Source organism: Winogradskyella helgolandensis (genome assembly GCF_013404085.1).
GTDB lineage: Bacteria > Bacteroidota > Bacteroidia > Flavobacteriales > Flavobacteriaceae > Winogradskyella > Winogradskyella helgolandensis.
This window is the reverse complement of record NZ_JABFHO010000001.1, coordinates 4,174,568-4,187,155: the sequence shown is the minus strand read 5'-3', so window position 1 is coordinate 4,187,155 and position 12,588 is coordinate 4,174,568. Positions and strand designations below refer to the sequence as shown.

12 protein-coding genes are annotated in these 12,588 nt (G+C 31.1%); 11 read left to right on the top strand and 1 reads right to left on the bottom strand.

What is annotated here, in order from left to right:
* The first annotated feature begins 59 nt into the window (after positions 1-59).
* From HM992_RS17760 to HM992_RS17745, 4 genes are all read left to right on the top strand, one after another.
* Entirely contained in the window at positions 60-3,134 is a 3,075-nt protein-coding gene (locus HM992_RS17760; protein WP_179320783.1) for a SusC/RagA family TonB-linked outer membrane protein, read from the top strand.
* Between the two features lie 19 nt (positions 3,135-3,153).
* Positions 3,154-4,767: a RagB/SusD family nutrient uptake outer membrane protein gene (locus HM992_RS17755; RefSeq protein ID WP_179320781.1), complete on the top strand. Its 1,614-nt coding sequence runs from the start codon at positions 3,154-3,156 to the stop codon at positions 4,765-4,767.
* A gap of 105 nt (positions 4,768-4,872) precedes the next feature.
* On the top strand, positions 4,873-5,679 hold the full coding sequence (locus tag HM992_RS17750; protein WP_179320779.1) for a glycerophosphodiester phosphodiesterase family protein: 807 nt from the start codon (positions 4,873-4,875) through the stop codon (positions 5,677-5,679).
* A gap of 63 nt (positions 5,680-5,742) precedes the next feature.
* Complete coding sequence (locus HM992_RS17745; protein WP_179320777.1) at positions 5,743-6,606, top strand: endonuclease/exonuclease/phosphatase family protein; 864 nt, start codon at positions 5,743-5,745, stop codon at positions 6,604-6,606.
* Between the two features lie 52 nt (positions 6,607-6,658).
* On the opposite strand, the gene HM992_RS17740 is transcribed toward HM992_RS17745, so the two are convergent.
* Positions 6,659-7,204 carry a DUF922 domain-containing protein gene (locus HM992_RS17740; protein ID WP_179320775.1) on the bottom strand — a complete coding sequence of 182 codons (546 nt, stop codon included), beginning with the start codon at positions 7,202-7,204 and terminating at the stop codon, positions 6,659-6,661.
* 503 nt (positions 7,205-7,707) lie between these two features.
* Here HM992_RS17740 and HM992_RS17735 point away from each other — a divergent pair.
* The 7 genes from HM992_RS17735 (at position 7,708) to HM992_RS17705 (ending at position 12,531) form a co-directional block, all read left to right on the top strand.
* Positions 7,708-7,980 carry a hypothetical protein gene (locus HM992_RS17735; RefSeq protein WP_179320773.1) on the top strand — a complete coding sequence of 91 codons (273 nt, stop codon included), beginning with the start codon at positions 7,708-7,710 and terminating at the stop codon, positions 7,978-7,980.
* Positions 7,981-7,998: 18 nt separating this feature from the next.
* Positions 7,999-8,976 carry a tyrosine-type recombinase/integrase gene (locus HM992_RS17730; protein ID WP_179320771.1) on the top strand — a complete coding sequence of 326 codons (978 nt, stop codon included), beginning with the start codon at positions 7,999-8,001 and terminating at the stop codon, positions 8,974-8,976.
* A gap of 88 nt (positions 8,977-9,064) precedes the next feature.
* Positions 9,065-10,036, top strand: coding sequence for a hypothetical protein (locus tag HM992_RS17725; RefSeq protein WP_179320769.1), 972 nt, complete (start codon positions 9,065-9,067; stop codon positions 10,034-10,036).
* A 105-nt stretch (positions 10,037-10,141) separates the two neighbouring features.
* Positions 10,142-10,429, top strand: coding sequence for a helix-turn-helix domain-containing protein (locus tag HM992_RS17720; protein WP_179320767.1), 288 nt, complete (start codon positions 10,142-10,144; stop codon positions 10,427-10,429).
* Positions 10,430-10,493: 64 nt separating this feature from the next.
* Positions 10,494-11,462 carry a DUF3987 domain-containing protein gene (locus tag HM992_RS17715; protein ID WP_179320765.1) on the top strand — a complete coding sequence of 323 codons (969 nt, stop codon included), beginning with the start codon at positions 10,494-10,496 and terminating at the stop codon, positions 11,460-11,462.
* 25 nt (positions 11,463-11,487) lie between these two features.
* Positions 11,488-11,796 carry a hypothetical protein gene (locus tag HM992_RS17710; protein ID WP_179320763.1) on the top strand — a complete coding sequence of 103 codons (309 nt, stop codon included), beginning with the start codon at positions 11,488-11,490 and terminating at the stop codon, positions 11,794-11,796.
* 216 nt (positions 11,797-12,012) lie between these two features.
* Positions 12,013-12,531, top strand: coding sequence for a hypothetical protein (locus HM992_RS17705; protein WP_179320762.1), 519 nt, complete (start codon positions 12,013-12,015; stop codon positions 12,529-12,531).
* Positions 12,532-12,588 lie beyond the last annotated feature (57 nt).

Sequence of the window (12,588 nt, the reverse complement as noted above, 5' to 3'; positions counted from 1 at the left end):
TTTACACATCTTTTGAAATGATAGTTTTGGGCTTTAATTTTTAACTAAATCAATCATTCATGAAATTAAAATTTCAAAAATCGAGAATTGAAATATTCTTCTGTCTCTTTTTATTGTGCAGTTCGTTTTCGCTTATCGCGCAGACCAAAATAAAAGGAAAAGTGCTTTCTTCAGCAGATAATATGCCACTGCCAGGTGCATCTGTTATAGAGAAAGGAACAACTAACGGTACACAAACAGATTTTGACGGTGCATTTATTTTAGAGGTTACAAATGAGGCTTCTATAATAGTAGTGTCTTATGTAGGTTTTAAATCTAAAGACGTTGTTTATAGTTCTGACGAAATTACAGTGATGTTAGAAGATGACACTGCTTTGGCTGAAGTAGTAGTAATTGGTTATGGTACACAAAAGAAAAGTGATATTGTAAACGCTGTCGCTACTGTAGATATTGAAGAGGCTACTTTATCACCAACATCAGATGTTAATGAAATGTTACGTGGTAGAATCGCAGGTTTACAAGTCAATGTTGGTGGTGGAACGTTACGACCAGGTGGAACTTCTGACATTATTTTTAGAGGACAAGGATCTATAGAAGGTAATGTAAGTGCTATTTATGTGGTTGACGGTATTGTTAGAGAAGGAGGTATTGAAGATATCGATTCAGATGATATAAAGTCTGTTGAGTTTTTAAAGGATGCATCGGCTCAGGCGATTTACGGTTCTAGAGGTGCAAATGGTGTGGTTTTAATTACGACTAAGCGTGGGGCAACAGGAAAAGTTAGTGTGAGCTATCACGGTTTTCTTACAACAAAAACAATTGAACGTAATTTTGATGTTTATAGCGGTCAAGAATTAGCACAATTACGGAGAGAAGCATGGAGGTCAACTAGAAATGACGATAGTTATGCTGATGATGTTATTGATGAAGTATTCACACCAACTGAATATGACAATATTATAAACAATCGTTTTGTAGATTGGGAAGATGAATTAATGAGAAATGGATTGGTGAATAGCCAAGCTATTAGTGTAAGTGGTGGTACAGAAATGACTAAGGTTTTTGGTAGTATTAACTATTTTAAAGAAGACGGTCTTATACCAACATCTAGTTATACTAGAAAAACATTGCGTTTAAATGTTGATCAGAAAATATCAGATAAATTTTCTGTAAATTTTGATTTAAACTTATTAAACGATGATACAAGTAGAGCAGCTGCAGTGAATGTAATTACTAACTCTCCATTTGGTACTGCTTATAATGAAGATGGTAGTATTACACAATTTCCAAGTGGCGAAGAAGGTTCAGCGGTAAACCCTTTGTGGAATTTACGTGAGCAAGATCACAATGAAAAAGGAAATGATTACGTTATCAATGTGACTCCAATATGGCAGATTACTAAAGATTTACAATACCAATTAAAAGCTAATTTAACGAGAAGAACATCAGAAAGAGGTCAGTATCAATCATCTTTAAGTAGCGCAGGTGATGATGTTAGAGGTATTGCAAGAATTGATAATCAATTAAGAGAGTCTTATTTAGTTGAAAATATATTGACTTATGACAAAGCTATTAACAACGATCATAACTTAAATCTTACTTTAGTTCAGTCAACTCAAGAAAATGCGTTTTCTAGAACATTTACTGAAGGTCAGGGATTTGCTAATGAAGATTTAGGCTACAATGGTATTTCTAGTGCTATCGGTAATGTAACCGTTGAGCGCGATGGAGATAAATTTCGCTATTTAGGCTATTTAGCGAGAGCGCGATATAGCTTTGCAAATAAATATACGTTTGAAGGGATTATTAGAGCTGATGGAGCTTCATTAAACGGAGAAGGTAATAAATGGAGTTATAATCCAGCAGGTTCATTTGCTTGGAAAATTCATAATGAAAGCTTCCTAGAAGATGTAAATGCAATCCAAGAATTGAAATTTAGAGCAAGTTATGGTTCATTGGTTAATGATTTAGGTCGTGCTTATACATCGCTTTTTACAGCTGATTTCCAACCTTATATTTATGATGAGGAAACTGGGTCAGGATTCTCACCATCAACTATTTTACCTAATCCAGATTTAAAATTTGAAAGAATCACAACCTTAAACTTAGGTTTAGATTTTTCAATCTTCAACAGAGTGTTAGCAGGTAATATTAACTGGTACGACGCTAGAACTACAGATTTATTATTAAAAAGAGGTGTGCCTCCAGTAACAGGTTATACATCAACATATTTTAATGCTGGTGAAATGCAGAATACGGGTCTTGAATTAGGTTTAACAGCAAACATCTTTAATACAGAAGATTTTAAATGGTCTGTGTCTACCAATTGGTCTAATAACAGAAACGAACTATTAGAACTTTATAATGATGGAAATGGTGATGCGATCACTGAAGATAATTCATTTAATTATTATGTTGGTCAACCCGTTGGTGTTATTTATCAATATGCATTTGATGGCATATGGCAAGAAGGTGAGGATTATGCAAATTCACCTCAAGCTAATCCAGAATCTGCAAACCCACAAGAAACTTTAGCACCAGGTGATATTAGAATTAAGGATGTTAATGGAGTAGATGAAGAAGGTAATATAATATCTGGTCCTGATGGAAAAATCACACAAGAAGATCGTGTGTTTACTGATCCTAATCCAGACTGGTTTGGTTCAATATCCACATCAATTGCTTATAAAGGGTTTGATTTATTTGTTGATTTCTATGTTGTAGAAGGAGCTACAAAGATAAATCCATTTTTAAATCAGTACAATAATGGTGGTACACTAAGAGGGGATATCAATGGTATTAAAGTAGATTACTACACCCCAGAAAATCCATCAACATCTTTTCCGCGTCCTAATAAAGATGCTGCTGATCAATATTTAAATGCATTAGCAGTTAAAGATGCTTCTTATGTTAGGTTAAGAACAGTAAGCTTAGGTTACACTTTAGCAGAAAAGTTTACATCTAAATTAAAATTTGAGCAGATTAGATTCTATGTGACTGCAACAAATGTATTTACAAAAACAGATTATTTAGGTTACAGTCCAGAAGTAAATATCAGAGATACTTATTCTAGTGCAGATACAGGTTATCCAGATGCGAAATCATTCACTTTTGGTGTAAGAGTTAAATTTTAATTAAAAAAAGAATAATATTATGAAAACGAAGTTTTTTAATTCAAAAATAAAAGGTGGCCTTCTGCTAGCCATGGCGTTATTTTTTGTAGTTGCTTCATGTGAAGACTACTTAGAAGAACAACCAAGTACGCTAATTGATGCGGATTATATTTACACAACAGAAGGTGGTTTAAAGTCTGGTGTTGTAAGTTTATATAAATTTGAAAGAGATCGCTACGATAACAGTACTGAAGATTACATGGGCTCAGTACTTATGTCTTCTAGAGCTGATTTAACATTTTCAAGATCGGGTTATACAGGCTTATTAGGAAGATACGAAAGAGGTATTTCTCCAGTAGATTTAGGGGCCACTTTTGCATCGTCATTATTTTGGAAACATTATTACAATATCGCTAATAAAGCAACAGCAATAATCAATGCAGCTGAAACTTTAGAAGGTATTGATGAAGGAGCAAGAGCTCAAATTTTATCAGAAGCAAAGTTTTTTAGAGCACATGCTTATTTCTATTTGTACAGAATGTATAATAATATTTATGTCACTACAGAAACCATAACTTTAGATAATGCTTTTGATGTTATAAATGATAAATCGTCAGAACAAGAAATTTTTGCACTTATCAATAGTGATTTAAACTTTGCTATCGAAAATTTAAACTGGTCAGATACTTTTGGCCGTGTTACAAAAGGAACAGCGAAGCATGTGAAAGCGAAAGTAGCGATGTGGCAAGGGGATTGGACAGAAGCGAAAACTCAAGCATTAGATGTTATAGAAGGACCAGATAGTCCTCATAGTTTAGTGTCTAATACTGCAGCTGTATTTGCTGGAGATAGAAATAATTCAGAAGCTTTATTTGTAATACAGTCTAAAGATGATGTACTTGGAGGAGGTGATGCCACCATGATGAATGCGAATTATGTAGCTCAATTTTTTCAGATTTCTGGAGTAGATTATAATAATGAACAAGGAGGTAGAGGTTTCTCTAGAGTTGTTCCGAATTTATATTTATTAAATCTTTTAGCTGAAGATCCAAACGATACAAGAGATGATAATACTTATTTTAGATTAAAATATTATTATACTTCAGGTGATAGAATTGGTGAAGAGGTCGATAATTACGCGCCTATTACAGATTTAGATAATCCAAGCGACAACTACAGTTTGTATTACCAAAGGATGCATCCTTCTTGTATCAAATTTGCACAAGAAGATGGTAATGAAGCGTCTTACACCATTAGAGGTAATATTATGGTTTACAGATTAGCAGAGACGTATTTAATAGCTGCAGAAGCGATAATGAGATCTTCAGGTGATCCTTTACCATATATTAATGCTGTGAGAACTAGGGCTGGTGCCGCGCCTGTGACGTTTGTAGATCAACAAACCATTTTAGATGAACGTGCAAGAGAATTGGCATTTGAGGGGCAACGTTGGTTTACATTAAAGCGAATGGGACAAAATGTTATGGATTTTCAGATGACCAACTATGCTGGTGATGGTGAGTATTTTCCAGCTAATTTAGGATCTAAGGATCCACGAGACAATTGGAGATCACATTTTATTAATTGGCCAATTTCTCAAAACGATTTAGATTTATTAGGCCCAGATTATCCTCAGAATAATGGTTACAATTAATTATTTGAATTAGTCATTCTATAGAAACATATTGGGCAAGTTCACTTGCCCTTTTGTGTTTTTAATTTACGATTTTTACACATTTTTTATTTAATACTTTTACTTATGCGTTGTTTTATCGTTTTATTTTTATGTATTGGATTAGCATCATGCAATTCAACTACAACTGAACCAGGAATTGTTTTTGCTGATAATCCTGTAATTGCCCACAGAGGTGCATGGAAAGCTAAAGGTTTTCCTAAAAATTCTATCGCTGCATTACATGAGGCGATCCGCTTAAACTGTACAGGTTCTGAGTTTGATGTTCGAATGACATCCGATCACGTTTTAATCGTAACACATGATGCCGATTATCAAGGTGTCGATATAGAAACGTCAACGTATGAAGAATTAGCAAAACATAAGTTACCAAATGGTGAAACACTTCCTACACTAAGAGATTTTATTAGTGCAGGTATGATTAATAATACTACAACGGGTTTGGTGTGCGAAATAAAGCCTTCCAAAATCGAAGGTCGAAATATTGAAATGGCTAACAAAACGGTAGCCTTGGTTAAAGAATTAAAAGCTGAAGCGTATATCTCTTATTATATCAGTTTTAGTTACGATGTTATTAAACGTATTAAAGATATAGATGCTAACGCAAAAGTTTTATATCTCGATGGTTCAAAATCTCCAGAAGAATTAAAAAACGATGGTATTACAGGTTTAGATTATTTAGTCTGGAAGTTAAAAAATAAAGAGCATTGGATTAAAGAAGCTAAAGATTTAGGTCTCAAATTAAATGGTTGGACAGCAAATAAAGAAGAAGATATAGATTGGTTATTAGCTCATGATTTTGATTACATTACTACCGATGAACCAGAATTGACGTTTGAAAGGATAAAAGTCGCTTCAGAGCATAATGATTAAGTATTAATATTACTTTATATGTAAGTGCTTGTTATAATTTTTTAAGCTAGAAACATTTAATACATGAAACGAATTGCATTATGTTTTATTAGCCTTATCGTTTTAGGTTGTAGTTCTAAAATTAATAAGCCTGAGGTTAAAAGAAGTAAGGTCAGCCTTAAGGCAATGACTTATAATATTCGTTTGGATATTGCATCAGACGGTGAGAATGCATGGTCAAATCGAAAAGACTTTTTAAGTTCTCAAATCTTATTTTTGAGTCCAGATGTTTTTGGCATTCAAGAAGCAAGACCAAATCAAATAGAAGATTTAAATTCTGCTTTGCTAGATTATAAATTTATAGGTGAAGGAAGAGATGGTAATGGAGAAGGCGAGTTTTCTGCGATTTACTACAATTCAAAAAAACTGAAAGTCGAAAAACAACATACCTTTTGGTTATCAGATTCTCCAACAGTAGTGTCAAAAGGTTGGGATGCGGCTTATCCGAGAGTCTGCACTTACGGCTTATTTACTTTAAAAGACAATGGTCAAAAGTTCTGGGTGTTCAATACACATTTAGATCATGTTGGTGAAGAAGCACAAAAAGAAGGCATGAAGCTCATTTTAAAAAAGATGGCGTTAGAAAATACCGAAAACTATCCTGTACTTTTAATGGGGGATTTTAATGTAGAACCTAATAGTAAGGTTGTCGCAGAAATTTTACCAACTATGTCTGATTCAAGACAAATAGCCACGTTAAAGTTTGGGCCAGAGGGAACATTTAATGCCTTTCAATATAATGAATCCGCAACACGTCGAATCGATTATATATTCGTTTCAAAATCACCCAATGTTCTTGTACCTAAATATGCTGTGTTTTCAAGTGCAATAGATTTTAAGTTTCCTTCCGACCATTTTCCTGTTTATATAGAAATTGAGTTAAAATGATTTTATGTGATCAATAAAATTAAAACTACGCTTATAGATTCTTAGCTTTTCTTTATTGTTCAAAAACATTTATTTGCTCGGTAATTTTATCGATCCAAGTATCGTTTATAGTAACTAATTGCCCATGCTGTGTTTCCTTATCGTAAGATTTTTGTGTTTCGAGACATTCCTTCCATAATTCTTGATAGACACTTACATAAGAATTGTAATTAGCATTCTTCTGTGCTTTTAATTTTTCAAACGCTTTACGGATTTTAAAAGCATATAAGGCAGCGATATCAAAGTGTAATTGTTCATGTAAAAGTAAATAGGCGCTTTTTTCATAAACCCAAGAATGTTCCGTATAAAAATTAGCTACAACTGTTAATGCTTCATAATCCTGAATATTCTCATCTGCATCAACCATAATATCAATTGGTAGGATTTCTATTTTGTAAGAAGTGAGGGCATAAGCCACAATATCTAAATTAGGAGCTGCTTTAAAATCCGACCAGTTTAATTTTCTGTCTTTTGACCACTCTACTGTGTCCTGGGCGTTTAACTGTGTTGAAAGAAATAGAGATATCAATATAAAACATAGCGCTACTGTTAGTTTCATGTGGAGTTGAGGTCGTTATGTGTTGAATGACTTAAAAGATGTTTAGGTGTGATGAGGCAACTAATTTAGTAAACAAAATATATATAGGAAATGGCTGGTGATTTTTATTTTCTTTAATGAAGAACAATTTTATTTGTTTTGCTTTAATTAGCACGATAATTAAACACAAAAATCCATTCAAGTAAACTTGATGGATTTTTATATTTTCATTCACAATACAGTTGTGAGTGTTGTGGAGTTAGAGAGATTAACGTCGTTGTTCTCTAGTGAATCCCATCCTGTAAATACAACTTTTTGTGCTTTCAGCCCAAGCGCTTTTAAACAACAAAGTTGTGCTTAATTGTGGAGTCGGAGAGTATTGAATCTTTTATGCTTTAATGAGTAATTTTATATGTGAAATCCACATATTTACTGTTATTTAGATGATGATGTAGATGCTTTTATATAATTGAGTTATATTTGAATATATAAATATTGTCAACTCTTTTGTCAACTCAATGATTATGAAACATTCTTTTTACTTAAAAGAACCTCAAGCAGAAAAAGGTTCTAAACCATCATTAATTTTATTTACTTGTCATTTTAATAAAGAGAAAAAGAAGTTCGTTTACTCAACTGGAGAAAGAATAGCTCCTATTGGTTGGAGTTTTGAGAATAGAGCTCCAAAATTAAGAGGATCCAATAGGTTGAAAGAAGCATCATCAATTAAACAGCAATTAGATAGATATTCGAATAAATTTGAAGAATTGATTGGTGTGTACTCTAGAATTAATTAGGATTTAACTTCAAAAATATTGAAAGAAAATTTTAATAGAGAATTTAAAAAAATAGATCCAAGTAAAAGTGTTTTTTATGAAGCGTATGATAGTTTTATTGAAGAAAAAGTGAAAAGAAGAGAATGGAAACCTTCCACTATTAAGCGATATAATAACATCAAAAATCACTTAGTTCAGTTTGATAAAAGCACAAAATATAATTTAACTTTCAGTAATATAAATGAAAAATTTTATACTGATTTCACGGATTATTGTTATACGACTTCAGATCATGGTACCAATACATTTGCGAGAAATATTGGGTTGTTTAAAACTTTTATGTTTTGGGCAATAAAGGAGAAGTATACTTATAATGATGCCTTTAGAGGTTTTAAAAAACCAGATCGTGTAATTACTCAAGAGGTAGCGTTAAATTTGGACCAAGTAAAAACTATTTTTGAATTTGATACAAAATCGAAATCGTTAGAAAAAGTAAGAGATGTATTTGTGTTTCAATGTTTAACAGGATTGCGGTTTGGAGAACTTAGATTAATAAATAATAGAACGATAAGAGATGGTGTGCTTTTGATAAAAGAGGATAAAGACGTAACTAAGGATGCTAGAGAAATTCCATTATTTGATATTACTAAGTACATTTTAAAAAAGTATGATAATTTATTACCACTTATAACAAATCAAAAGCAAAATGAATTAATAAAAAAGGTATTTAAAAGTGCTGAATTTGATTTTGATGTAGAGTATACAAGAAATAAGAATAAGCAAAAAGAAGTTATCGTTAAACCATTTTATGATAGAATTTCTACTCATAGTGCTCGGCGAACTTTCATAACAATAATGAAGAAAAAAGGAATTGCAGATAAAACTATTATGAAAATGACAGGCCATCGTGACTTGAAAACGTTTAATAGTTATTACAAAGTAGATACTGAAGCTAAAGTTGATGCAATTAATTTGGCATTTGGAAGTATGGAATTACCTAAACTTAAAAAAGCATGATAAAAAGGACTGAATATCTTGGTATTGCTCAAAATTGTGATTTTAGTTGCTTTAATGAAGAAACCTTGAATTTTTTAGTAAAAAAAATGTGTTAAAAACCTCTGTTCCTAAAGATATTTATGAGGTTTCATTTTCATCAATTGAAGAAAAAGAATGCAATTTAGAAAAGCTGTTTGAAGAATGCAACTTCTATCATTTTCCATTAATTTATAAGGGTAAAGATTTTGACTTCACTAAAGATTTTGTAATGGAAGTGTATGAGATTCTAGAATTTCATGTTACTGCTGCATTATCTGATCCACAATTAGTGATTACACAAATTTTATTTGAAATGAGATCTTTTTTTGATATAAACGAAAAAGTGTCTTTTTTAAAAGAGAAGTACAATGAGTACTACCCAAAATCAGAGTGGTATACCATCTATGATGATAATTTAATTTCAAGTACTGGTGTGAATGGAGTAATGTCATGGTATGAATATGTGAAATTGAATATATCGTACTCACCAAATTTCCTCAGGCTTTATCTTAAAAACAAGCCAAAATCTTTTATGAATTTAGCTATTGAAAACAAAATAAATCTTGCTGATGATGGTTTATCCGGTTTTTTTGATCTCTTAGAGGAATGGAGCTCATTTTATGAGGCTAAAGTTATTTTAGAGACGATAAAAAATCATATACTTAGCTTACAAGAGACTTCTAAGAAGTGTAATAAAAAGGAAATTAAAGCTAAGCTGAGCTTAGAAAATCTACTAGAAACCCCAAAAACAAATTTTAGTGTAATTATTGACAAATTACTAGAGAAAGGAATTATACAACTAATTCAAGATGAATATTCAATATTGATTCCAGATGAATTTAAAAAAAGAGGGGCTGAAACGTTTATTTGTTCGATAGGGATTCAGCTAAGTAATAAAGAGTATTTGAAATTTTGCGATAAAACGGATATAGTTTATGCATTAAATGAGTGTTTCGGCACAAAAATAACTAAACAAAACTATGATTATGCGTTGAAGTCAAATCAATTAGATAAATATTTGAAATATACAGACTTCTTATAAAATAATCTTTACTGTTTGACCGTGTTTGACCAGTCAAACACGGTCAAACAACTCTTTTTAATATTATCCTAAACTTGCGGTATCGTTTAATTAAAACAATATCGTATGTCACATTTAATCCAAGTCCAAAATTTTTCTAAATCAGAGCTACTTGAAGATTTTGAAAATTTAATAGACCGAAAACTAGCACCATTTACTGCAATCAATAACAATTCAAAACTATCTATACAAGAAGTTTCTGATGAGTTAGGAGTTACAAATCTTACTGTTCATAATTACATAAAAAAAGGAGTTCTGCCAGCTTTTAAAATTGGGCGAAGAGTATTTATTAAACGCGTTGATTTAGATGACGCTCTAAAAGAGGTTAAATCACTAAAATACAAACGAAAATAAAAAAGAATACTTAATGCATTATACATGTAATAGAATTTTTTGTCAAAATAATAACTCTAGCAATATGAAAGTTGATAAAATTAATTTAATTAACCAGGAATCCAAGAACACTAAATTATCAAATATTAAAGATACTGCAATTCAGCAATTAGATGGAATTGTTAGTTCAATGCCAAGTGATATAAGAGCACTTATTAATGAGGCTTTCGTTTATAAAAGAATACCAAAAGAGTATCTTTTAAGTTCAATATTATTTGCTTTCAGCAGCGGAACTGGTTTAGCTTTTAAAATAAATTGCATGGGGTATACTAACTATGCGAACCTATACTTTACAATCATTGGAAGTAGGGGAGATACTAAATCAGAAGCAATAAATATAGCTTGTAAACCACTAAATAAGTCTGATAGCGAAAATTACAAATCGTATCGTAAGGAGCTTAAAGATCATAAAAAACAAGAAATTACTTCTAATAAAGATGAGCCTGTGCGTAAACAGTTTCTACTTCAAGACGCTACAATAGAAGCAGCGAAGCACGTTCATTTTCATAATCCCTATTCAATAGGTGTGAATCTTGATGAGATTTATTTTTTAGTACAAAAAATGGCAAATGAAAGAGGTAACGAAGGGCCTGCATGGCGTAATTTTTTGTTGCAGGGTTATACTAATTTATTCATTGATATAGGAAGAAAAACAACAGATAGTTATAGGTTAGAAAATTCTTACCCCACACTTATAGGCTCTACACAACACCAATTTTTAAAAAAAAATTTTGCTAATGGTAATTTAGAAAGTGGGTTCATAGATAGGATGTTATTCTCTAATCTGCTCGTAGATAACTCTAAAATATCAAAAGAAAAATTATCAGAAGAAATTTTAAATAATTATCATGTTCTATTAAAAGGCTTGATCAATTATAGAAAACACATTGAAAATGAAAAGAGAGAATGTAATGTTATTCTAGATAAAGGGGTTGATGAGAAATTGCATGAATACTCTCAGATTTTGTTGAACTCCAAAAAAAAAACTACCTGAGAATATTAGAGGGTATATTTCTAAAATGATGATAAGCATTCATAAATTAGTCTTACTAATCCATTTAATAAAAAAATCTTTCAATGATAGTTTTCAAGATAAAGTAACTCTTGATACTGTAGAATTAGCAATTCAGATTAATGACTTTTATTATACAAACTTTCAGTTAACCTTAAATTATATCAATAATCCTGAGAAGAATCAGGACTTTCTTAGGAAAGTAATAGATTCTGCAAAATTAAATAAAGCCCAAGCAAAAGATGTGGCTAATATAACTGGTTATTCTGCTGGTTATATATCTAAAATTTGGAATAGTAAAACTTACAATAAGTAAAAGAGGAAACTAGAAACTTGATGTTGAATCTTTGTTAATGCTTTTAAATCCAAGGAGTGTAATTACTCGTGAATCAATTGAAAAGTTTCTTTAAAGAATCAATATGTAAATAGTATGAAACTTTTTAAAATAATCTGTTTCACGCTTATAGCTTGTATACGTGGTGTTTTTACTTAATTCACCTGTTAGTTTCCGGTTTCATAAAACAAAATAGTAATGACCATAGAAAGAGCAATGAATATAATTCAAAATATGATTGAGCAAAAAGGACTTCCTGAAGATGACTTTAGAATTACTGCTTATAATATTTTAGCGGATTATATAATAAAAAAGGAGATAAAACAACTTGATAGGCAGCAGCTTTCATTTAAACTTTATATCTTATCTGTTATGAACTTTGTAAATATATATAAAACATCCATTTACGATCAGATAGCTATAAGGGAACTGCATAAGTATTTAAATATGCCAATAGATTATCATATTAATACGTTTTGTTCAGATCTAAATAATAAAGAGCAGTCTGAATTATTTAATAATTTAAATTTGAGTAAATCCTATCCTTGTTTAATAACAAAAGATGTAAATAATATAGAAGTAAGTAAGTTAATTGAATCTATAAAAGATGATCAAAATAGAAATATTTTATTTGGTCAATATTGGAGTTGCATCGAAGTTGAATTTAATCTTAGAAGTCAGTTCTCTAATTTTTTAAATGATTATAATAGTAGTTGAGTTTTTTTAACAATTAAGTAGTAACCAAAATTGAAACTGGTTGTTGTTTGGTTTTAA